Source organism: Bradyrhizobium sp. 159 (genome assembly GCF_023073795.1).
Classification (GTDB): domain Bacteria; phylum Pseudomonadota; class Alphaproteobacteria; order Rhizobiales; family Xanthobacteraceae; genus Bradyrhizobium.
Window position 1 is genome coordinate 49,244 of the sequence record NZ_JADPKE010000039.1, and the last position, 22,243, is coordinate 71,486.

A 22,243-nucleotide genomic window follows, 5' to 3' on the forward strand; every position below is an offset into this window, starting at 1 on the left:
TCATTCCGGGGCGCCGCGACAGCGGCGAACCCGGAATGACGCTACCGCGTCACTTCGCAAACGATCTCGTCGGCGGCAGGTGCAGCGCCCAGGCATCGATCTTGTCGCTGGCGCGTGGATAGATCTCCGTCACGATCGGATCATGACCGGGAATGAATCGATCAGGGTGACCGGCGAGGCGCTCGATCGTCTCCCAGCCTTGCGCCATGTCGCCGACATTGTAGACGATCGGGAATGGGCTCTTGCGCTGAAGATTGGCGTAGTAATGCGCGGCATCGGACGCCAGCACCACCGGTCCGCGCGCGGTCTCGACCCTGACGACCTGCAAGCCGTCGGAATGGCCGCCGACCCGATGCACGGTCACGCCGGGCGCGACCTCGCCGTCGCCCGAATAAAACGTAACGCGCTCGCCATAGACATGGCGCACCATCTGCGTGACGTGCTCGACCGAGAACGGATGGCGCAAGAGGCCATTGCACATGCAGCGGCCGGTCGCGTAAGCCATCTCGCGCTCCTGGAGATGGAAGCGCGCATGCGGGAAGCGATCGAGATTGCCGGCATGGTCGTAATGCAGATGCGTCACGATGACATCGCGAATCGCGGCCGCGGCGACACCAAAGCGCTCCAGCGCGTCAACAGGATTGAGCGTCAGCTTGCGTGCCCGCGCGCTCGCCTCCTCGGCGTTGAAGCCGGTATCGACCAGGATGTCGCGGTCGCCGCCGCGGATCAGCCAGACGAAGTAATCGAGGTCCTGTGCCGCGCTGTCATGCGGGTCGGGCACGAGGAAGTTCATGTGAGGAGTGCGCGGCGACATCGTCGCATAGCGCAGTGCGTAGATCTCGTAGACGTTTCCCATGCCTCTGCTCTTTGTTTTTTTCTGAGTGGACCTGCGGGACGAGCCGGCGCACCAAGCCATTGTCCGCAGCAAAGGTCAAACACCTGGGGTTGCGACGGCCGCGGTCCTGCAATGTGAGAGCAATCACATTTTCGTCGCCCTGGCTGCCCTAACATCCCGCAGATAGGATCGCACCAGATGCATCGAGCACAACCATGACAGCCCCCTTTATTCCACTCGAAGCGTGCCTATGCCTTTGGGTCGATCGTCGCAATAAAGCCGAATGTCCAAGCGGTTGACGCCCCCTGTCCCCGGTTTGATAATGCCTAAAGCGTAAGTTAAGGTCGCCGCGGCGCAAGCTGGAACGGCGCCTTTTTGGCTGGACCGCGCTGATTATGAAAATTCGCTTCCTTTTTCTGCTGCCCCTGCTCATCTCGCTTATCCCGACTGCTCCGACGCTTGCGGCTGGCGACCGCTTTGCGCTGGTGATCGGCAACGCCAAATATCCGGATGCGGATGCCCCGTTGAAGGAACCGATAAACGATGCGCGCGACGTCGCCGACGAGCTCAAGCGCGACGGCTTTTCCGTCGAGATCGGCGAGAACCTGACCGGCGACGGCATGCGCCGCGCCTTCGAGAAGCTCTACGGTAAGATCAAGCCGGGTTCGGTGGCGCTGGTGTTCTTCAGCGGGTTCGGCATCCAGTCCGCGCGTCAAAGCTATTTGCTGCCGGTCGATGCGCAGATCTGGACCGAATCCGACGTGCGCCGCGACGGTTTCAGCCTGGAGAGCGTGCTTGGCGAGCTCAACACCCGCGGTGCCGGTGTCAAGATCGCGCTGATCGATGCCTCCAGGCGCAACCCGTTCGAGCGCCGGTTCCGCAGCTTCTCGGCCGGCCTGACCCCGGTCATCGCGCCGAATGGCACCCTGGTGATGTATTCGGCGGCGCTGGCCTCGGTGGTCTCGGATGCCGGCGGCGAGCACAGCCTGTTCGTCCAGGAGCTGCTGAAGGAAATTCGCGTCCCCGACCTAATGGCCGAGGAGACGCTGAACCGCACCAAGATGGGCGTTACCCGCGCCTCGCGCGGCGAGCAGGTGCCATGGATATCCTCTTCATTGGCTGAAGATTTCTCGTTCATTCCGGGGGCCGGCGGATCGCGGCCGTCGACGACGCCACCACCGGCGCCGCCGGCCGTGGTCGCCAACAACCCGCCGCCGGCATCACCCGCGCCGCCGACACCGCCTCCGCCGACGAAGCCGGCCGACACGGTTGCGGCGCCTGCACCACCCCCTCCTTCTGCACCGGCACCCTCGCCGAAGCCGCAGGTCGAGGCCGCCCTGCCGCCACCGCCGCCGCCCGCGAAGCCGGCTGATCCCGCTCCCGCGCCGAACGCGGACGGCGGGCCGAGCCCCGCCGTCCTGGCTGACGACCCCACGATCAAGAGCCTGACAGCCAAGATTGCCGCCAATCCGGACGACGTGAACGCGCTGTACCGGCGCGGCCAGGTCTATGCCAGCAAGGGCGCCTACAACCTCGCCATCAAGGATTTCGACGATACGCTCCGCATCAACGCGAAGGACGTCGAGGCGCTGAACAACCGCTGCTGGACCCGCACCGTGGTCGGCGACCTTCAGGGCGCACTCAAGGATTGCAACGAGGCGCTGCGGCTGCGGCCGAACTTCGTCGATGCGTTGGACAGCCGCGGGCTCGTCAACCTGAAATCGGGAGCGGTCAAGAACGCCATCGCCGATTTCGACGCGGCCCTGAAGATCAATCCCCGCCTGACCTCCTCGCTCTACGGACGCGGCCTTGCCAAGCAGCGCAACGGCTCCGCCCAGGAAGGTGCGCTCGACATCGCCAATGCCAAGGCGATGGATCCGAACATCGTTCAGGAATTCGCAAGTTACGGAGTGCGTTGATATTTTTTTGAGTTGAGGGAAGACGCGCCTCGAACCTTGAACAGCCCAGGGAAGACTAATGGGCGGATGCCGCAAGGGGGCTTTCCCGAGGGCTTATTGCAGGAATTTGGAAACGCGCGAGCTGGCCGCGCAGGAGGGACTGCTATGAGATTGGCTGCAAAGGGACTTACCGCGATCCTGTCCATCATCACCATCGGCGCCGCTCTGTCGCTGCCGGCTTCGCCCGCCGTCGCGGGCGACGAAAGCAACAGCAAGAACGTCACCGAGGACGAGATCGTCCGCGCGCTCGCGCCGCCGGCAAAGAAGCCTTTGACGCGCGGCCTCTCGATCGCTCCGCAGGCCGATCCCGCGCCGAACGCGGCGGAGACCAAGCTGATCCAGTCCGTGCGTGGCCGCTCGACGCGTTCGCTGTCGTCGACCGAGCGCGAGGAAATCGCCTCGGTCGCCAAGGACAAGCCGAACATCGATCTCGAGATCACGTTCGACTACAACTCCGCCAATATCAGCGCCAAGTCCATGCCGTCCGTGCAGGCGCTCGGCCGGGCGCTGACGAGCCCCGACCTCAAGGGCTCGACCTTCGTGGTCGCCGGTCACACCGATGCCGCAGGCGGCGAAGCCTACAACCAGGACTTGTCGGAGCGCCGCGCCGATTCGATTAAGCGCTACCTCGTCGACAAGTACGGCATCTCCGCGACCGACCTCGTCACCGTCGGCTACGGCAAGAGCAAGCTGAAGGATCCGAACCAGCCGATGGCGGAGGTCAACCGCCGCGTGCAGGTCGTCAACATGGAAAACAAGACCACCGCATCCAAGTAAGCACGACGCAATCCTTTGCAGTGACAAGTCGTGATGTGGTGTAACGTCTCGCTTCCAGGGCGCGTCCCGCAGCCTTGCGGGACGCCACTTTATTTCAGGGAAACGCTCTCGATAGGCCTCGTACGGACGGCCGTGAGCCAGGCCAGGATGATCCGGCGATGAACCTTTCCGAATATCTCAAGCCGGCGGGAACGGTGGTGTTCGTCGTGGCGCTCGGCCTCGGCTATTATCTGTTTGAGCATCGGCATCGCCCTGAGGCGAAGGAAACGCCGGGCGAGGCGCTCGTCATCGTGACGAAGTCGACCAATGCCTGCTTCTCCGATCTCGTGCGGGTGACCGGCTTCTTCGTGCCGCGCCGCGAGGCCGTGGTCGTGGCCGACCAGGAAGGCTCTCGGGTTACGGACCTCTTCGTCACCGAAGGCACTGTTGTCACCGATAATCAGGAACTGGCCCGCCTGACCGCGCCGCCGCAGATCCCGGGCCAACCGCAGCGGCCCGGCCCGCAAGGCCCGATCTCGCTGAAGGCGCCCGCGCCGGGCCTCATCACCGAGGTCCGCACCATCGTCGGCGCGCCGGCCTCGCCGCAGGCCGGGCCGATGTTCCGCATCGCCGTCAACAGCGAGATCGAGCTCGACGCCCAGGTCCCGGCGGTTCACATGCCCAAGCTCAGCTCCGGCGCGACCGTGCGCATCAGCCGCGACGACGCGCCCGATCTGATCGGCCGGGTCCGGCTGGTTGCGCCCGAAATCGACCGCACGACCCAGCTCGGGCGCGTCCGCATCAGCGTCACCAACAATCCCTCGCTGAAGGTCGGCGTATTCGCCCGCGCCTCGATCGATGCCAAGCGAAGCTGCGGCGTCTCGATTCCCAAGACCGCGATCGACCATCTCACCGTGCAAGTCGTCAAGGGCAACATTGTCGAGACGCGCAAGGTGCGGGTCGGACTATCGTCCGACAGCGCGACGGAAATCCTGGAAGGGCTCGAGGTCGGCGAAATCGTTGTCGCCGACGCCGGCTCTTCGCTCCATGATGGCGACCAGATCAAAACCATGTTCGCCGATGAACTCGATCGCACGCGGGTACGCTGATGGCTCTCAATATCTCGGCATGGTCGATCCGCAATCCGTTGCCGTCGGTCGTCTTCTCGATCATCCTCCTGATCCTCGGCTGGACCTCCTTCACCAAGCTTGCGGTGACGCGGCTGCCGTCGGCCGACATTCCCGTGATCTCGGTCGCCGTATCGCAATTCGGCGCTGCGCCTGCCGAGCTGGAATCCCAGGTTACCAAGACGGTTGAAGACGCCGTCTCCGGCGTCGAGGGCGTGCGGCACATCACCTCCTCGATCACCGACGGCCTGTCGGTCACCACGATCCAGTTCGCGCTGGAGACCAACACGGACCGCGCGCTCAACGACGTCAAGGACGCGGTGACGCGCGTGCGCTCCAACCTGCCGCAGAACGTCACTGAGCCGCTGATCCAGCGCGTCGACGTCATCGGCCTGCCGATTGTCACCTATGCCGCGATCTCGCCCGGCAAGACGCCCGAGCAGCTCTCCTATTTCGTCGACGACGTGGTCAAGCGCGCGCTGCAGGGTGTGCGCGGCGTCGCCCAGGTCGAGCGCATCGGCGGTGTCGAGCGCGAGATCCTGGTTTCGCTCGACCCCGATCGATTGCAAGCGATGGGGCTGACGGCGGTCAATGTCAGCCAGAGCCTGCGCGGCACCAATGTCGACGTCGCCGGCGGCCGCGCCGAGATCGGCAAGAACGACCAGGCCATCCGCACGCTCGCCGGCGCCAAGACGCTGGGCGATCTTGCCGGCACAATGATCCCGCTGTTCGGCGGCGGCGAGGTCCGGCTCGACGATCTTGGCACCGTCACCGACACCATTGCCGACCGTCGCACCTTCGCCCGCTTCAACGGCGAGCCGGTGGTCGCGCTCGGCATCAAGCGCTCCAAGGGCGCCAGCGACGTGAAGGTAGCCGAGGCCGTGCAAAAGCGCATCGACGCGCTGAAGGCCTCCTATCCCGACGTCGATCTGAAGCTGATCGACACCTCGGTCGAATATACCAAGGGCAATTACCACGCTGCGATCTCGACCCTGTTCGAAGGCGCCATCCTCGCCGTCGTCATTGTGCTCCTGTTCCTGCGCGACCTGCGCGCGACCATCATCGCCGCGATTTCGCTGCCGTTGTCGATCTTCCCGGCGTTCTGGGCGATGGACCTGCTCGGCTTCTCGCTGAACCTCGTCAGCTTTCTCGCCATCACGCTGTCGACGGGTATTCTGGTCGACGACGCCATCGTCGAGATCGAGAATATCGTCCGGCACATGAACATGGGCAAGTCGCCCTACCGTGCCGCGCTGGAGGCCGCCGACGAGATCGGCCTCGCGGTGATCGCGATCTCGCTGACCATCATCGCGATCTTCGCACCCGCGAGCTTCATGTCGGGCATCGCCGGACAGTTCTTCAAGCAGTTCGGCATTACCGTTTCGGTCCAAGTATTCTTCTCGCTGCTCGCGGCCCGCTTCGTCACCCCGGTGCTAGCCGCCTACTTTCTCAAGCACCACACGCATGTGGAGCCGCCGCCCGGTCGCATCTTGCGGTCCTACCATGGGATCGTGGCCTGGTCGGTGAAGCACTATTTTATCACGGTGCTGATCGGGCTCGGCGTCTTCGCCGCCTCGATCTGGAGCATCACGCTGCTGCCGCAAGGCTTCCTGCCGGCGCAGGACAGCGCCCGCTCGCTGCTTGCCCTCGAGCTGCCGCCTGGCACTCAGCTCGCCTACACCGAAAAGGTCACCGAGGACATCGTCGCGCGGCTGCGCAAGCGGCCCGAGGTGAAGAGCATCTTCGTCGACGGCGGGCGCGTCCCGCCGGGCACTCAGGAAGTCCGGCGCGCCGCTCTGATCATCAACTACACGCCCAAGGACAGCCGCGACATTACCCAGCGCGAGCTCGAGTTCTCGATCAGCCAGGAGCTGGAGAACGTTCCCGACATCCGCTTCTGGTTCCTCGACGAGAACGGCCTGCGCGCGATCTCGCTGGTGGTGACCGGTGTGGATCCCAACATCGTCAACAACGTCGCGAGCGAGCTTGCGACGCAGATGAAGCGCATTCCCACCATCTCCAACGTGATCTCGGAAACCTCGCTGGAGCGACCCGAGCTGCGCATCGAGCCGCGCGCCGATCTCGCCGCGCGGCTCGGCGTCTCGACCGAAAGCCTGTCGCAGACCATCCGCGTCGCCACCATCGGCGACGTCGGGCCTGCACTCGCCAAGTTCGACGTCGGCGACCGCCTGGTGCCGATCCGCGTTCAGCTCGAAGACGCCGCGCGCGGCAATCTGAAGACGCTCGAGCAGCTCCGTGTCCCGCTCGGGGAGCACGGCGAGAAGGGCGGCGTGCCGCTCTCGGTCATCGCCGACGTCAAGCTCGACCAAGGCCCCACCAGCATCAACCGCTACGACCGCGAGCGGCAGGCGACCGTTGCGGCCGATCTCGTCGGCTCCGCCGCGCTCGGCGATGCCACCAAGAAGATCTACGACCTGCCGGTGATGAAGAGTCTGCCGAAAGGCGTGAAAGTCTCACCCTCCGGCGACGCCGAAAGCCTGAACGAGCTGTCCGACGGTTTTGCGACCGCGATCACGGCCGGCCTGATGATGGTCTACGCCGTGCTGGTGCTGCTGTTCGGCACTTTCCTCCAGCCGATTACCATCCTGTTCTCGCTGCCGCTCTCGATCGGCGGTGCGATCGCCGCCTTGCTCGTCACCGGCAAGCAGCTCACCACCCCGGTGTGGATCGGCATCCTGATGCTGATGGGGATCGTCACCAAGAACGCAATCATGCTGGTGGAGTTCGCCATCGAAGCCATTCGCACCGGCAAGCCGCGCGAGGAGGCCATGATCGACGCCGGCATGAAGCGCGCCCGCCCCATCGTGATGACCACGATCGCAATGGCCGCGGGCATGATGCCGAGCGCGCTCGCGGTCGGCGCCGGCGGCGAGTTCCGCTCACCGATGGCGCTCGCGGTGATCGGTGGCCTGATCTTCTCGACCATCCTGTCGCTGGTGTTCGTGCCTGCGATGTTCATGGTGATGGACGATTTCGGCGCACTGATCTGGCGCTTCGCCAAGCGATTGATCGTGCACAGCGAGGACGCGATGGCTCCCGGTCATCACGGAGCAGCGCCGGCGGAAGCGGCGCCGACGCCGAAGAACATCGCGCGCCCAGCGGCGGAGTGAAATCCCGGCGAGCAAACCAGGGCGGCACACTGGCGAACGGCGCCTCCAGGCGCTATGTTAGCCCCATGACTTTCTCGCGTATCACGATCGATCCTGCGGTCTGCACCGGCAAGCCCTGTATTCGCGGGATGCGATTTCCGGTCGCACGGCTGCTCGGCTTGTTGGCTGCCGGCGAAACACGTGAATCCGTGTTGAACGACTACCCGTATCTCGAACGTGGAGACATCGACGAAGCGTTGCGCTACGCGGCCTTCCTTGCCGAGGATGAATCCGTCGAGCTGCACCCCGCTGTTACGGCGAAGTGAAATTCATCATCGACATGCCCCTCTCGCCCTTACTTGTCGCACTGGCTGACAGAGATGGGGCATGATGCGGTGCATGCTTCCGCGATAGGCTTTCATTCTGCAAGCGATGTGGAGATCATCGATCGTGCCAGACAGGAGGATCGCACGATCATCACGGCGGATCTCGACTGCCCTCGCCTGATCGCGACTGCGGGAAGTGACAGCCCAAGTCTCATTCTATTCCGAGGGGGCGACTGGACGGAAGCGGCCGTCCGGGCCCGATTGGCGGAGGTTTTATCTGCCCTGCCTGAGAACGAAATCCAGGATAGCATCATCACGATCAACCGGAACGTGTGCGTCGGCGCAGACTCCCGATCGCTTGATTCTACTCGTTCCGTGCGATCGCGGTCAGCTTTGTCATGTTCCTCAGCAATATCCGGCCGCGCTGGAGATCGAGGATTGCCTCCTTGCGCCAGGCCTGAAGCTGGCGGTTGACACTTTCACGGGCGGCGCCGACGAAGACGCCGAGCTGCTCCTGCGAGATGTGCACCTCCGAGCCGAAATCGGCGGCGAGCGCGCAGAGCCGCCGCGCCAGCCGGACCGGCAGCGGTTGCAGCATGGATTCCTCCATGCGCTCGCTCTGCCAGCGGATGCGCTGGCAGAGCAGCGCGATGATCTTGATCGCGACCTTCGGCTCGCGCTCGAGGAAACCGAGGAAATCCTCGCGCCGCAGCACGAACAATTCGCTCGCCTCGCCCGCGGTCGCATCGGCCGTGCGGCTCTGGCCGTCCAGCACCGCGACCTCACCGAACAGGTCGCCCGGCCCCATGAAGTTCAGCGTCAGCCGGCTGCCGTCGGAGGCGCCGGTCTCGATGCGGACCTGGCCGCGGCGCACGCCGAACAGCGCGTCTCCTGGATCGCCCTTCTGAAACAGCACCTCGCCGCTCGCCAGATGCTGGGTGTGGCAGAGACCGGACAGCCGCTGGAGTTCGTCCGCGCCGAGGTCAGCGAACATCGCGTTCATCTTCAGGATGACCGCAAATTCGGCCTGCTTGCTCATTTCAATGTCCTTGTCAATTTACTCGTGAATGACTTTGGCAAATCGCTTGGAACCATCAGCGTAGGATGGCGTAAAACCGCGCCGGAGAAGTGTGGCATAAGTCACATAACTTTGCAGCACCTCCCGACTATTTTTGCGCGCTTGGAGCCGCTTCCCGTCCCGGGATAAACTCACGTGCAAATGACGGTAATCTGCCGGGTTCGCCGCCGATTGTCCGTCGCTGGGAAGTCGACATGAGAGCTATGAAGTTCGTCGGCGCGACAATAGCCGCCGTCATCATCGTGATCGCAATCCTTCTGGTGGTCGGAATCCCCTCCGGCTTCCTGACCTCGACGATTGCCGCGCGGGTCGAGAGCGCGACCGGCTATCGCCTGTCGATCGACGGCACCACGAAGATCAGCCTGTGGCCGACGCTGAACGTCACCCTGGGCGACCTCACGCTGCAAGTCCCGAAGGACCGCAGCGGCATCACGCGCCTGACGGTCGACAGCGTGCAGGCCGACATGTCGCTCTCCAGCGTGTGGTCGGGCCAGCCTGAGATCAGCGAGCTCGTCGTCACCCATCCCGTGCTTTACCAGCCGCTGCTGCGTGAGCGCCTGCCGAATGCCGGCACCGCGTCGAAGCCGCTCGCGCTCGACACGAATGGCGCGACCATCGATCGCGTCAAGATCACCGATGGCGAGATTGCATTCGCGCGCGTGCGCGATCGCGTCGAGGGCCGCATCAGCGCCATCAACGCCGAGGCGATCGTTGGTGGCGATCGCAAAGTCAACATCACCGGCACCGCGCGCGTCGGCGAACATCCGACCAAGTTCGACATCAAGGGGACCACGCCGACGGCGGCGGGCGACCGGCCGACGATCCCGGTCGACTTCGCCATCGACATGCCTGACGTGCTGAAGTCCCAGCTCGCAGGTCACGCCGAGATCCGGCTGAGCGGCGACATCGTGATGATCAACGGCCTGAACGGCAGGCTCGGCGACAGCCCCTTCAACGGCTGGGCTTCGGTCGACATCGCGAGCAAGCCGCTGGTCAAGGTCGATCTCGACTTCCAGCGGCTCGCGATTCCGCTGGCGAAATCGCCGGAGGGCGCGGCCGGGCAGCCCTGGAGCAGTGCGCCGATCGACGTCTCCGGGCTTAATTATGTCGACGCGCAAGTCAGGATCTCGGCGAACGAAGCCGTGATCGGTGATGCGCGGCTTTCGCCGCTCGCGCTCGATGCAAAACTCGCCGGCGGTGTGCTGAAGGCCGGCACCGCCAATCTCGGCGCCTATGGCGGCCAGGTCTCGGGCGAGATGATCCTGGACGCGACCACCGGCGCGCCGAGCTTCGCCATGCATTCCGACCTCGTCGGCGTGCGCGCGCTGCCGCTGCTCCAGGGGCTTGCCGAATTCGACCGCATCGACGGCAAGCTGCAGGCCAAGCTCGCTTTGCGCAGCGCCGGCACCAGCCAGCGCGCGCTGATGGCGAACATGCAGGGCACGGCCTTCGTCAATTTCCAGGACGGCGCGATCCGCGGCATCAACGTTGCGCAGATGATCCGCTCGCTGACCACGGGCACGCTGTCCGGCTGGCAACAAGACCAGGACCCCAGCCGGGACCAGAGCACGGACCTGTCGCAGCTCTCGGCCTCCTTCCGCATCGACAAGGGCCAGGCGGTGACGACCGATCTCAATCTGATCGGGCCGCTGGTGCGCGTCACCGGCGCCGGCACCATCGCCCTTGACACCAAGATGATGGGCTTCCGCGTCGAGCCCAAGCTCATGATGACGACCGAGGGTCAGGGCCGTACCTCCGATCCGGTCGGCTTCGGCATCCCCGTGATGATCCAGGGCACCTGGTCGCAGCCGCGGATCTATCCCGACATGGCCGGCGTGCTCGACAATCCGGATGCCGCCTATGCCAAGCTGCGCGAGATGGGCAAGGGCCTGTTCGGCCCCGATGGCGCTGGGCTTGGCAATATCCTGGGCGGCCTGGGGTTGGGCGGCACTGCACCGGGCGGTGGCAACGCGACCAGCAATGCCAATCCACAAGGTTCGCAGCCGGGACAGAACAATCTGCTCGGCGGTCCCCTGGGCGAAGCCATCGGCAATCTGATCCAGCAGGGGCTTTCCAGCGGCGCCGGGGCCGGCGCTGGCACCGGCCGCAGCCGCAGCCTGCCGGCGCCGCCACCCACGCCTGCGCCACAGGCCTCGCCTGCCGCCCCCGCCCTGGAGGACCCGCCGGTGGTACAGCAGGACAGTCAGCCAATGAACGACGTGCTGCGGCAGCTCTTCAATCGATGATTGGCGGACCCGCGCACTGGGCTCCACAGCGAGGAAGCCGCTGCAATTCACCCCTTTCCACGCGCTGCCTTTCCACCTGTCCCGGCGCCCACAGCGGGTAACCACAACGGCGGCTCGGTCGGGCCCCTTGGCAATCCTTGGCCCGAATTGTGGTAGAAGGCTGCCAGGGCCGGTGCGGCCCGTAGCGCGCAGCGTCAATGGCGGCGCGAGAGGATCGGGATGGCAGGAGCGAACGACAAGACACGGTTTTTACGCGAGGGCCTGTTCGCCAAATACGTTGTCTCCCTCGTCGGCCTCGTCGTGTTCGTGCTCGCCGTCAACGGCGCGATGGAGACCTGGATCTCCTACCGCGCCACCAGGACGTCGCTGATCGACGGGTTGGAGGACAAGGCGCAAGGCGCTGCCCGGCGGGTCGAGCAGTCGATCTCGGAGCTCGAGCGCCAGATCAGCTGGGTGACGCGGGCGAGCCAGGATACGCTCGAGAAGCGCCGTGCCGACTACGCGTCGCTCCTGCACCAGGTCTCGGTCGTCAGCCAACTGTTCCAGCTCAACGGCGAGGGCCGCGAGGTGCTGCGCGTCTCGCGCCAGTCGACCACGACGGGGAGCAATGCCGACCTCTCCCGCGACATGCGCTTCACCGACACCGTCGCCCGCGGCGTCAGCTACGCGCCGGCCTGGTTCGCCGACCGAACCCCTTACATGTCGATCTCGGTGGCGCATTCCGGCTTCAACGCCGGCGTCACTGTCGCCGAGATCGATCTCAGCTTCCTCTCCGAGCTCCTGTCCGACGCCCAGGTCGGCAAGGCCGCCTTTGCCTATGTGGTCGACCCGCGTGGCCGCGTGCTGGCGACGTCCTCTAGAGGGCCCGATGTCGGCAAGGATCTGTCGAAGCTGCCGCAGGTCGCGGCCGCGATCGCGCCCGGCGGCGAGCCGGACACGTCGGGCACCGACTTCAACGGCCATGCGGTGATGAGCGCCGCGAGCACGGTGCCGAAGCTCGGCTGGAGCGTATTGTTCGAGCAGCCGGCCACGCAGGCCTTGATGCCGATCCGCGACCAGCTCGTGCGCATCGCGCTCCTGATCGGCATGGGCCTGATGGTCGCGATCCTCGCCGGCACGCTGCTCGCCCGCCGCATGATCATCCCGATCACGGCGCTGCGCGACGGCGCCCACAAGCTCGGCGAGGGGGATTTCAGTCATCGCATCGATGTGCGCACCTCGGACGAGCTGGAAGACCTCGCAAGCCAGTTCAACCGCATGGCCGATCAGATCCAGGAGACCTATTCGAACCTGGAGACCAAGGTCGAGGAGCGCACCCGTGATCTCGCGCAGTCGATCCACGAGCTCAAGGTGCTGGAAGAGGTCGGCCGCGCGGTCGCCTCCTCGCTCGATCTCGATGCCGTGCTGCCGACGATCGCCGCCCGCGCGATCGAGATCACCCGTGCCGATGCCGTGCTGATCTACGGCTATGACGCGGATGAGCGCCGCTTCAGCCTGGTCGAGGCCAATGGCATCGGCAAATCGGCCGACGGTGCCCACCTCACCATCGACGAGGGCGAGAACATCCTGAGCGATGCGGCGATGACCGGCGAGCCGATTGCGCTGGCCGATCTCGACCATGCTTTCGAGCAGCCGTTGCGCGACGTCGCCGTCAATGCCGGCTTCCATTCGGTGCTGGTGGTGCCGCTGGTCGACCAGCAGGGCACGCTCGGTTCGCTGGTCGTGCTGCGCCGTGCCAGCGGCGAATTCGCCCCCAGCATCATCGGCCTGATGCGCACCTTTGCCAACCAGGCGGTGCTGGCGATGCGCAATGCGCGGCTGTTCACCGAGGTCGATCACAAGAGCCGCGCGCTGGAGGCGGCGAACGAGACCGTGCGCGCCCAGGCCGACAAGCTGCGCGAGCAGACCGAGCAGCTCAAGGACTGGAACAAGTCGCTGGAGGCTCGGGTCAAGACCCAGCTCGGCGAGATCGAGCGCATCCGCAAGCTCGAGCGTTTCCTGGCGCCGCAGGTCGCCCAGCTGATCGCCTCCTCGGACAGCCCTGAGGGGCTGCTCACCAGCCAGCGCCGCGAGGTGACCGTGGTGTTCTGCGACCTGCGCGGCTTCACCGCGTTCACGGAAGCAACCGAGCCGGAAGAGGCGATGAACGTGCTGCGCGAATATCACGCCGCGCTCGGCAAGCTGATCTTCAAGTATGAGGGCACGCTCGACAAATATGCCGGCGACGGTGTCATGATCCTGTTCAATGCGCCGATTCAATTCGAGGACCACACGAAGCGCGCCGTGAAGATGGCGGTGGAGATGCGCGACACGATCGGCCCGCTGACCGAGCGCTGGCGCAACCGCGGCCATAGCCTCGGCTTCGGCATCGGCATTGCGCTCGGCTATGCGACGCTCGGCCAAGTCGGCTTTGAGCAGCGGCTGGAATATGCCGCGATCGGCAGCGTCACCAACCTCGCCTCCCGCCTCTGCGGCGAGGCTAAGCCCAACCAGATCGTGGTGAGCCGCCGCGTCTACGGCATGGTCGAACCGTGGGTCGAAGCCCGCGCCCTCGACGATCTCCATCTCAAGGGCTTCAATCACCCCGTGCTCGCGATGGAAATCTTGTCCTGGCGCGAGGAGGTGGAGAACGTGGTGGATGCGGCCGCGGTGCGGCGGCGAGGGTAGCCAAGACAAAAGTGCGAAAACAACCCCATGCACAGTAGGCGGGGGCTGCAAGATCAATGACTTACGAGGGCCTCGCGCGGGTGGTGGCGTGGTTTGACACGTCGGGCAAAACACTGGGAGAAAGACATCATCTCTCCGACCCTCCCGCGAACCACATCCCTTCTGCGCTCACGCCCCCCGCTTCGGCCCGATCGCCTCGAAGCCGGCCTTCTGCTCGTCGCTCAGATCCGCCTCGAAATCGTCGAGTGCATCGCTGACGCCGCCGACCGCTTGCAGCATTGTCTCCAGCCGCGCCTTCACGGCGGCGAGGCGGGCCTGCGGTGTCGCGGCGGCCTCCGCCGGGCAGGCGCTCAGTGTCTCCACGGTGCGCAGAGTGGTGTCCTGGAGCACGTCAAGGCGGGCGCGGGCGATCTCGTCGAGCTTGAGCGTGGAAGCAATCTCGGCAACGGGCCATTGCTGCTGCACGAGCTGCTCGTATTGGCGCTGCGCCTTTTCGTCATAGCGAGGATCATAGTCCGGCTTGCAGGCGGCGGCCGCCTGCGCGTCCTTGGGCAGAGCCGCGGCAAGCGCGGCGCGACGCTCATTGGCGAGCGCATTGAGTCTTGCCTTCTGGTCGTCATTGAGGAGACCGACGAATTTCGAAAGCGGCGGCGCGACCGCGTCAATGGCCTTGATCATGGCCTGGAGCCGCTCACTCATCAGGCCGAGGCGCTCGGCGGCCGTGGCCGGGGCCTGCGTCGGGCAGGCGGCACGGATGGTGTCGCGCGCAGCGGCCCAGGCGGATGCGAGCTCGTCGAGCGCGGTGCGCTGCGATTCGTTCGGCGCCACGGCGGCGGTGACCCGCTCGACGGGGAGACCGCCGGCGTCGCTGGCTTCGCAAAGAGTCTCCGCGGACGGAATTCGCCGAGCGCGCCGGCCTTGCGGCGCGATGTAGGCAGCAAGTTCGGTGGCGACGTAGGGCGCGAAGATCGCCGCATAGATGTCGCCATAGCCATAGAGCGAGAGGCTGGTGGTGTCGCCGAAGATGATCGCGGTGGTGAGATCATCATGCGCGAACGGCCAGAACACCGGGCCGACCCAGCCATAGCTGCCGTCGGGATGGCGCCACCATCCCTGCGGACGGCGACCGCCCTGCCAGCCCGACAGCGCAGCCTGCGCCGTGAGCGCCGCACGCAGGACGTAAGGGTTGGCAGGCTGGCCGCGCTCGGCGCCGCGGGGATCCTGCGACCTCAGCGCGGCCGAACGGTATCGGCCACCGCGCACCGCCATGCGGGCATGGCGCAAGCGCGACATGCCGATCATGTGGCCGACGGCAAAACGTGCAACGCCGAGCGGACCGCCGCGCAATCCGAACTGGGCCTCGGCCTTGTCAGGCAGCAGCACTGCCACACACATGAGGGCAGCGCCCGCCAACGCCAGTCCCATGCGTCCGGACACGAAAGCTGACCCGACCACCTCGGCCTCCTCCCAGCGCCAAGCGCGCACTGCGTCGCATCACAATGACGCCTGGGGGAACCGATTGTTCCGGAGCGGCACCGGGCAAAGCGTCGCGGCAGCTCCCCGCTTGCGTCAGGACTATCGCGCATATGGCGCTTGGCCGGGCCTGAGGGCACGCCTCGTCCTTCGAGACGACCGCTCCGCGGTCTCCTCAGGATGAGGCTAGGCAGCATCGGTGCCTGTTGAAACTGCTGCCGCGCTCATCGTCCTCATCCTGAGGGCCCGCCTGAGGGGGCGTCTCGAAAGATGGCCGCAGAGAAGAGAGAAAGAAGAAAAACCGCCTCACTGCGCCTTTGGCGGCATCACGACGGTCTGGCCGGGATAGATCAAATTGGGATTATGGATCTTGCTGCGGTTGGCGTTGAAGATCACGGCGTAGCGGGCGCCGTCACCATAGGCAAGCCGGCTGAGCGCCCACAGGCTATCGCCGCGGGAGATCACGCGGCTGCCACCCGCTTCCGCCGGTGCACCATTGAGTGCGTCCGCCGGCGAAGCCGATGCCACTGCGGTCGCCGCCGGTGCGCGGGCCATGACCTTCGGCTTCGGCGCGCCAGTCAATCTGGGCCGAGCCGCGGGCCCGTCGGGTGCCGAGGCCAGGCGTGGCGCCGCCGAGGGCAAGGAGGCCACGACTTCAGGCCTGTCGTCGGGTTTCTCGGCCTGGTTCGGCGCTTGTTTCGCTTCTTGCTTCGCTTCCTGCCGCGCGGCCGGTACCGGGCGCGCGGGCGGCGGCGCGGCTTCGGCGATCGTCACCGGCATGGAGCGGGCGGATTGCGTGACGGTCCCGTCGGTCGATTTCGCCCGCAGGGTCAGCTCATAGGAACCGGCAGGAAGCTGCGGCGGGGTCATCACGAACTGCCCCGACGCATCGGCCACGACCGAATCGAGCGGCTTGCCGTCGCGCAAGAGCTCGACCTTCGCACCCGGTGTGGCCCGGCCGGCGATCACCGCGGCTTCGCCATGATCGTCGATCCGCGCAACGTCGAAACGGGGGCCCGCATCGGTCGCAGCCGCCGGCGGCTTGACCGGCGCGAGATCGGCCAGCGCCGCGACCTGTTTCTGCGTCTCGGCCAACGCACCCACCTTCGGCTCGGGCACCGGCGAGACGGTTGCGGCCGGCGCGCTGGCGGCAAGCTTCGGCTCTTCCGACTTGGGATCCTGTTTGAGTTCCGGTCTGGGTTCGACCTTTGCCTCCGGCTTGGCGGCGACTTCGGTCTTCGCCTCGCCCGTCAGCAGCAGGCGACGCAGGTCGGTGGGGCCGATCACCACCGCGGTACCGCCCACCGCGAGCAGACAGAATGCAATGAAGGCCTTGGATGCGGTGATCATCGAAAATGAACCTTAGTCAGAACCTGGGTCGCAAATCAGCGGACGCGGCAAATTGCGCCGATTTGGCTGCGGCAGCAAGCTTGGGATGACAAGCCTCCGTTCAGGCGCGCCCCGGATGAACCGCGCCAGCCCGCGCGTTCCAATTCATCCTTCCCTAACCCTCGCTGGTAACGGGGTCTTGGCGGTTTTGCTGCATCTTGCGTTCCACGGGAGGGCTGGATGGGCACATCGATTGGATCGACCGCGCGGATGCGCGCGTTGCTGCGCCGTTGGCGCGGGGCACCGCTGACATGGCTGATCGTCGGCGGCTTCGTGCTGATGGCCGCGACCGCCGTCGGCACCGCGCTCACCGTCGACCGCTTTCGGCAGAATGCAATCGAGAGCGGCCGCGAGAGCCTGCAAAACTCCGTCCGCATGCTCGCCCGGCATTTCGACCGTGAGTTCGAGGACTTTGCGGTGCTCCAGAAGAGCATCATCGCCGAGCTCGAAAGTCATGGCATCGAATCCGCTGAGGTCTTTCGCAGCGAGATGGGCACGCTCGCCGTGCACGAGGTGCTGCGCGCAAAGGCCAGCGGCTGGTCTGACGTCGCCGGCGCCAATGTGTTCGATTCCGAGGGTGTGCTGATCAATTCATCGCGGCGCTGGCCGGTTGCCGCGATTTCGGTGGCCGACCGCGGCTATTTCAATCGCCTCAAGAACGATCCGGCCGCGCAGGAAGAGATCGAGATCGTACGGGGCCGGCTCGGCAACGGGCCGGCGATCGTGTTCGCGCGGCGCGTCTCCGGCCCGCACGGCGAATTCCTTGGGCTGGTCTCGCGCGCGATCGCGCCGGAGCAGCTCGAATCCTTCTTCGCCTCGACCGGGCTCGGCGAGGAATCCTCGATTGCGATGCACCACCAGAACGGCCAGCTGCTCGCACGCATCCCGCATGTCGATGACATGATCGGGCAGAACTTCCGCAAGGGCACGCCCGAGCAGATGGCGGTGTTCGAGCGCACCTTCGTCACCACCCAGCTCGCAAGCCCGATCGACGGCAAGGACCGCATCGTCGCCGCGCGCCTCCTCACCGGTGAGCCGCTGGTCGTGGTCGCGACCAAGTCGCTGGATGCAACGCTGGCCACCTGGCGCACGCAGACGAAATTCTTCGTCATGGTGGCCGTGCTGTCGATCGGCCTGCTCGTGCTGACGCTCTATCTGATCTTCCGCCAGGTGACGCACCGGCTCTCGCTGGAGAAGCAACGACTCGACACCGCGATGAACACCATGACGCAGGGCCTGTTGATGTTCGATCAGGACGAGCGGCTGATCGTCTGCAACCGGCGCTATATCGAAATGTACGCGCTATCCGCCGACGTGGTGAAGCCAGGCGTCCATTTCCGCGACGTGATCCGGCATCGCCACCACACCGGCTCGTTCCACGGCGACGTTGAGTCCTATTGCGACGATATCCTGAGCCATATCGGGCGCACCCAGAGCGCCATCGTCGAGACCGCCGACGGCCGCCTGATCGAGATCAAGAACCAGCCGGGCGCGGCCGGCGGCTGGCTCGCGACCCATGACGACGTCACCGAGCGCATCCGCGCCGACGAGCGCATTGCGCATATGGCGCATTACGACGCGCTGACCGACCTGCCCAACCGCGTGCTGATGCGCGGCCATCTGGAGCGCCGCGTCGCCGAGCTCGGCCAGGGCAAGCCGTTCGCGATCCTCTATATCGATGTCGACGAGTTCAAGGGCGTCAACGATTCGCTGGGACATGAGGTCGGCGACGAGCTGCTGCGCCAGGTCGCAAGCCGCCTGCGCGCCTGCGTCAGCGGCAACGACATGGTCGCACGGCTCGGCGGCGACGAATTCGCGATCATCAAGGCCGGCACCAACGATCAGGCTCAGCTGGCCGCGTTGGCGGAAACGATCTTGAATGCGCTGCGAGCGCCCGTCAATTGCAAGGGCCAGGAAATCCCGACCGACGCCAGCATCGGCATCGCGATCGCGCCCGATCACGGCGACAATATCGACGACCTGCTCAAGCGCGCCGATCTTGCGATGTATGCGGCGAAGTCGGAAGGGCGCCGCACCTTTCGCATCTTCTCGCCCGAATACGACGCCAAGGCGCGGCAGCGCCGGCAGCTCGAGCTCGATCTGCGCCAGGCGCTTGCGCGCGGCGAGTTCGAGGTGCACTACCAGCCGCTGGTCGACCTCGCGGCCAATGTCGTCACCGGCTGCGAGGCGCTGCTGCGCTGGCGCCATCCCGAGCGCGGCATGGTTTCGCCGGCGGACTTCATCCCGGTCGCCGAAGACACCGGCCTGATCAGCGAGATCGGCGAATGGGTGCTGAAGCAGGCCTGTACCGAGGCCGCGAGCTGGCCCGGCCAGATCCACATCGCGGTGAATGTCTCGCCGGTGCAGTTCCGATCGCGGACGCTGGCGCTCAAGATCGCCGCGGCGCTCGCGGAATCGGGGCTGGCACCGGGACGGCTCGAGCTTGAGATCACCGAGACCGTGCTGATCCGCGACGACGAGGAGGCGCTGACGATCCTCCAGCAGCTGCGCGAGCTCGGCGTGCGCATCGCGCTCGACGATTTCGGCACCGGCTATTCGTCACTGAGCTATCTGCACCGCTTCCCGTTCGACAAGATCAAGATCGACCGCAGCTTCATCAGCGACATCGGCGAGCCTGATGATTCCTCCCCGATCGTGCAGGCGGTGGTGCACATGGCCGCCGCGCGGCACATGGCGACGACGGCCGAAGGCGTCGAGACCGAGGCCCAGCGCGAGGTGCTGCGTCAGCTCGGATGCAGCCAGATGCAGGGCTGGCTGTTCAGCCCGGCCGTGCCGGCGGCGAAACTGAAGCAGCTCTTGTCGGCACAGGCCGCGGCGGCTTAGCGGCGCGCTCATTACGGCCGCTCCATCCGCGATGTCCGCGCAGCCATAGAACGCACCGGTCCGTACAAGTGCCGACGATTGATTTGAAGCTGGACTCGATCAGGGAGCGAGAATGACGAAGCGTGTTCCGAAAGCGAGTGTGCGCCGGTGTCAGCATCATGCTCGAAGATGAATGGACGCGCAGTGACGATCACATCCCGATCTCATCGGGCTTTTTCGCGCAGCATGCAGGATGACGTCGCGGAGGGACGAAAGCTCACATCAGGCCTTTTGCGGCACGGACTTCGGCGATCTCGGCGTCGGGATGGGCGACGATGGTGGCGAACATGATGCCGCTGATGATCAGCGACCAGGCGGTGTCCCAATAGATCCAAAACACGTGCCAGCCTCCGTTTCGATCTCCTCCGCCCGGGGATCAGGATAACGGCAAGGCGAGGCTGCCGTTCCCGGTGCGCATGCGGCGCTATTTTTGTTTGGTCGGCGGGGAGCTGCGACCGGTTTGACCGGTGTGGCGCTTTGCCACGACGTCCTCGTCGCGCTCGCCCTCAAGCGGACGCGGCGGCAGCTTGGGCTGGCCTTTCTGGCCGCCATGCTTGCCGCCCATGTCGGGCTCGCCTTCGAGATCGTTTTCACGGGGCATAATGCTTCAATGCGCTGGGGCGGCATTGGTTCGCCTGTGAACGAGGTCATAGGATCGCCGCGGTTTGCGGTGCACGATCGTTGCCCCGGGGGCATCGCGATTTCGACCGATGGATTAGGGCTGATGCGGAGACGACTGATCGCCTGGACCATCCTGACCTGCGGGCTGCTTGCGGTCACCGTATGGACCGTGCTCGGGCCGCCGAATCGCCCGCCCGGCCCGCATTTGCCCTCCCGCAGCGTGACGGCGGCGGTGCGGTAGCCATCCTGAGCCACCGATACAATTTCGGCATCGATCAATCCCAACTGGAATTTGGTGTGACGGCGCGCCTCCCGCTATCCTCAACGGCAAAACGACAATGCCGCACCGGCTTTGAGGAGGAGACCATGTTGAGACCGACCCGACGTATCGCGCGGCGCCTGCCGCGCGCTGCGATCGCCACCACCCTCGCCTTTCTCGCCCTCATTCCTGGAGTCCGTGCCGGCATGGCCGAGACCTTCGCCTATGTCGGCGACGCCGACAGCAACGACGTCAGCGTGTTCAAGATGGCCGAGAGCGGCGAGATGACGCCGGTGCAGACGGCCGCTTTTACCGGCATCGAAAAGCCGGGCTCCTCGACGCCGCTGGCGATCACGCCTGACAAGCGCGTGCTGATCGCCGGAATCCGCTCGCAGCCATACCTTGCGGTGAGCTTCGCGATCGATCCCAAGACGGGCCGCCTCAGTCATGTGGGCAACGGGCCGCTCGCCGACAGCATGGCCCATATCGCCGTCGATCGCAGCGGCAAATTCCTGTTCAGCGCCTCCTATGGCGGCAACAAGGTCGCGCTCAATCCGCTTGGCGCAAACGGCGTCGCCGGCGAGCCGAAGCAGATAATCCCGACCGGGCTGAACGCGCATGCCTTCCTGCCCTCGCCCGACAATCGCTTCGTGTTCGCGACCAATCTCGGCTCCGATCAGGTGCTGAGCTTTGCGTTCGACGCCACGACCGGCACGCTGACGCCGAGCGATCCACCTGCCCACAAGGTGCCGGAAAAATCGGGACCGCGGCACTTCGTGTTCCACCCCAACGGCAAGTTCGTCTATCTCATTCACGAGCTGAACGGCGACGTCGCGGCGTTCAGTTATGAGGCCAAGAACGGCGCCTGGACCGAGACCCAGCGCACCACCGCGCTGCCCGAGGGCTTCAACGGAAAGCCTTGGGCTGCCGACATCCACATCACGCCGGACGGGCGCTTCCTCTACGCCTCAGAGCGCACCACGAACACGCTCACCGCCTACAAGGTCGATGCAACAAGCGGCAAGCTGACCACGATCGGCAGCGTGCCGACCGAGAAGCAGCCGCGCGGCTTCAACGTCGATCCCTCGGGGCGCTATCTCGCCGCGGTCGGCGAACTCTCCGACGGCATGACGGTCTATGCGATCGACCAGAGCAGCGGCGCGCTCGCCAAGCTGAAATCCTATCCCACCGGCAAGAAGCCGAACTGGGTGGAGTTTCTGAGCCTGCCGTGAGGGAGGCGCGGCCGGCCTGCGCTAACATCGGTAGTTTCGCGCAGCCTGCCTCATATCACCGGGCATGGACCGTCAGATCGTCTTCAAGTGCCCCCGGACCGGCTTGAACGTGCAGTATCGGCTTGGCGACGATCATCTGCTCGACCGCTCCACCGGCATGACGGTCGGCGATCGCCGGAGCTGACGGCCGGTCCTGCACTGCGACCTGCCCCATCCGGCGGGAGCGAACCTGATCGCCAATCCCGCGACTAATCAAGGACTTGCCGCGGCGGCCCGCGCAGGC

The 22,243-nt window shown here is 65.5% G+C and carries 15 protein-coding genes; 10 read left to right on the forward strand and 5 right to left on the reverse strand.

All coding sequences use genetic code 11. The features are described 5' to 3' along the window. Positions 1–49: 49 nt before the first annotated feature. On the reverse strand, positions 50–856 hold the full coding sequence (locus tag IVA96_RS08290; protein ID WP_247278661.1) for an N-acyl homoserine lactonase family protein: 807 nt from the start codon (positions 854–856) through the stop codon (positions 50–52). A 374-nt stretch (positions 857–1,230) separates the two neighbouring features. Here IVA96_RS08290 and IVA96_RS08295 point away from each other — a divergent pair, with 374 nt between their 5' ends. The 5 genes from IVA96_RS08295 (at position 1,231) to IVA96_RS08315 (ending at position 8,112) form a co-directional block, all read left to right on the forward strand. Beyond that, positions 1,231–2,754 carry a caspase family protein gene (locus IVA96_RS08295; RefSeq protein ID WP_247416785.1) on the forward strand — a complete coding sequence of 508 codons (1,524 nt, stop codon included), beginning with the start codon at positions 1,231–1,233 and terminating at the stop codon, positions 2,752–2,754. Positions 2,755–2,898: 144 nt separating this feature from the next. Next, entirely contained in the window at positions 2,899–3,570 is a 672-nt protein-coding gene (locus IVA96_RS08300) for an OmpA family protein (RefSeq protein WP_247278659.1), read from the forward strand. A gap of 158 nt (positions 3,571–3,728) precedes the next feature. Further along, positions 3,729–4,658 (forward strand): efflux RND transporter periplasmic adaptor subunit, encoded by a 930-nt coding sequence (locus tag IVA96_RS08305; RefSeq protein ID WP_247278658.1) that lies wholly within the window; start codon positions 3,729–3,731, stop codon positions 4,656–4,658. Continuing rightward, positions 4,658–7,807: an efflux RND transporter permease subunit gene (locus tag IVA96_RS08310; RefSeq protein ID WP_247278657.1), complete on the forward strand. Its 3,150-nt coding sequence runs from the start codon at positions 4,658–4,660 to the stop codon at positions 7,805–7,807. The genes IVA96_RS08305 and IVA96_RS08310 overlap by 1 nt, the downstream gene beginning before the upstream one ends. Before the next feature lie 65 nt (positions 7,808–7,872). After that, positions 7,873–8,112: a DUF433 domain-containing protein gene (locus tag IVA96_RS08315; protein WP_247278656.1), complete on the forward strand. Its 240-nt coding sequence runs from the start codon at positions 7,873–7,875 to the stop codon at positions 8,110–8,112. A 364-nt stretch (positions 8,113–8,476) separates the two neighbouring features. Here the strand turns inward: IVA96_RS08315 and IVA96_RS08320 are convergent, their stop codons facing one another. Beyond that, a complete protein-coding gene (locus tag IVA96_RS08320) occupies positions 8,477–9,151 on the reverse strand; it encodes a Crp/Fnr family transcriptional regulator (protein ID WP_247278655.1) in 675 nt (224 codons plus the stop codon). Positions 9,152–9,384: 233 nt separating this feature from the next. Between IVA96_RS08320 and IVA96_RS08325 the strand changes: the two genes are divergently transcribed. Both IVA96_RS08325 and IVA96_RS08330 read left to right on the forward strand, forming a co-directional pair. Continuing rightward, the gene (locus tag IVA96_RS08325) at positions 9,385–11,436 is read left to right on the forward strand and encodes an AsmA family protein (protein ID WP_247416788.1); all 2,052 of its coding nucleotides are present in this window, start codon (positions 9,385–9,387) and stop codon (positions 11,434–11,436) included. Positions 11,437–11,655: 219 nt separating this feature from the next. Next, positions 11,656–14,103 (forward strand): adenylate/guanylate cyclase domain-containing protein, encoded by a 2,448-nt coding sequence (locus tag IVA96_RS08330; protein WP_247416790.1) that lies wholly within the window; start codon positions 11,656–11,658, stop codon positions 14,101–14,103. Between the two features lie 168 nt (positions 14,104–14,271). Here the strand turns inward: IVA96_RS08330 and IVA96_RS08335 are convergent, their stop codons facing one another. Further along, the gene (locus tag IVA96_RS08335; protein ID WP_247416817.1) at positions 14,272–15,528 is read right to left on the reverse strand and encodes a Spy/CpxP family protein refolding chaperone; all 1,257 of its coding nucleotides are present in this window, start codon (positions 15,526–15,528) and stop codon (positions 14,272–14,274) included. Positions 15,529–15,882: 354 nt separating this feature from the next. Next, positions 15,883–16,926 carry a LysM peptidoglycan-binding domain-containing protein gene (locus IVA96_RS08340; protein ID WP_247278651.1) on the reverse strand — a complete coding sequence of 348 codons (1,044 nt, stop codon included), beginning with the start codon at positions 16,924–16,926 and terminating at the stop codon, positions 15,883–15,885. 219 nt (positions 16,927–17,145) lie between these two features. Between IVA96_RS08340 and IVA96_RS08345 the strand changes: the two genes are divergently transcribed. Beyond that, positions 17,146–19,809 (forward strand): EAL domain-containing protein, encoded by a 2,664-nt coding sequence (locus IVA96_RS08345; protein ID WP_247278650.1) that lies wholly within the window; start codon positions 17,146–17,148, stop codon positions 19,807–19,809. A 256-nt stretch (positions 19,810–20,065) separates the two neighbouring features. Here IVA96_RS08345 and IVA96_RS35575 read toward each other — a convergent pair whose 3' ends face one another. Continuing rightward, complete coding sequence (locus IVA96_RS35575) at positions 20,066–20,188, reverse strand: hypothetical protein (RefSeq protein ID WP_346015472.1); 123 nt, start codon at positions 20,186–20,188, stop codon at positions 20,066–20,068. 120 nt (positions 20,189–20,308) lie between these two features. Here IVA96_RS35575 and IVA96_RS08350 point away from each other — a divergent pair, with 120 nt between their 5' ends. Both IVA96_RS08350 and IVA96_RS08355 read left to right on the forward strand, forming a co-directional pair. Continuing rightward, positions 20,309–20,710: a hypothetical protein gene (locus IVA96_RS08350; RefSeq protein WP_247416793.1), complete on the forward strand. Its 402-nt coding sequence runs from the start codon at positions 20,309–20,311 to the stop codon at positions 20,708–20,710. A 125-nt stretch (positions 20,711–20,835) separates the two neighbouring features. Next, positions 20,836–21,960, forward strand: coding sequence for a lactonase family protein (locus tag IVA96_RS08355; RefSeq protein WP_247278647.1), 1,125 nt, complete (start codon positions 20,836–20,838; stop codon positions 21,958–21,960). Positions 21,961–22,243: the final 283 nt, after the last annotated feature.

Bases quoted from the DNA above. Each gene is read 5' to 3' on its own strand.
- IVA96_RS08290 (WP_247278661.1), bottom strand. From the start codon at position 856: ATGGGAAACGTCTACGAGATCTACGCACTGCGCTATGCGACGATGTCG.
- IVA96_RS08295 (WP_247416785.1), top strand. From the start codon at position 1,231: ATGAAAATTCGCTTCCTTTTTCTGCTGCCCCTGCTCATCTCGCTTATC.
- IVA96_RS08300 (WP_247278659.1), top strand. From the start codon at position 2,899: ATGAGATTGGCTGCAAAGGGACTTACCGCGATCCTGTCCATCATCACC.
- IVA96_RS08305 (WP_247278658.1), top strand. From the start codon at position 3,729: ATGAACCTTTCCGAATATCTCAAGCCGGCGGGAACGGTGGTGTTCGTC.
- IVA96_RS08310 (WP_247278657.1), top strand. From the start codon at position 4,658: ATGGCTCTCAATATCTCGGCATGGTCGATCCGCAATCCGTTGCCGTCG.
- IVA96_RS08315 (WP_247278656.1), top strand. From the start codon at position 7,873: ATGACTTTCTCGCGTATCACGATCGATCCTGCGGTCTGCACCGGCAAG.
- IVA96_RS08320 (WP_247278655.1), bottom strand. From the start codon at position 9,151: ATGAGCAAGCAGGCCGAATTTGCGGTCATCCTGAAGATGAACGCGATG.
- IVA96_RS08325 (WP_247416788.1), top strand. From the start codon at position 9,385: ATGAGAGCTATGAAGTTCGTCGGCGCGACAATAGCCGCCGTCATCATC.
- IVA96_RS08330 (WP_247416790.1), top strand. From the start codon at position 11,656: ATGGCAGGAGCGAACGACAAGACACGGTTTTTACGCGAGGGCCTGTTC.
- IVA96_RS08335 (WP_247416817.1), bottom strand. From the start codon at position 15,528: ATGGGACTGGCGTTGGCGGGCGCTGCCCTCATGTGTGTGGCAGTGCTG.
- IVA96_RS08340 (WP_247278651.1), bottom strand. From the start codon at position 16,926: ATGATCACCGCATCCAAGGCCTTCATTGCATTCTGTCTGCTCGCGGTG.
- IVA96_RS08345 (WP_247278650.1), top strand. From the start codon at position 17,146: ATGGGCACATCGATTGGATCGACCGCGCGGATGCGCGCGTTGCTGCGC.
- IVA96_RS08355 (WP_247278647.1), top strand. From the start codon at position 20,836: ATGTTGAGACCGACCCGACGTATCGCGCGGCGCCTGCCGCGCGCTGCG.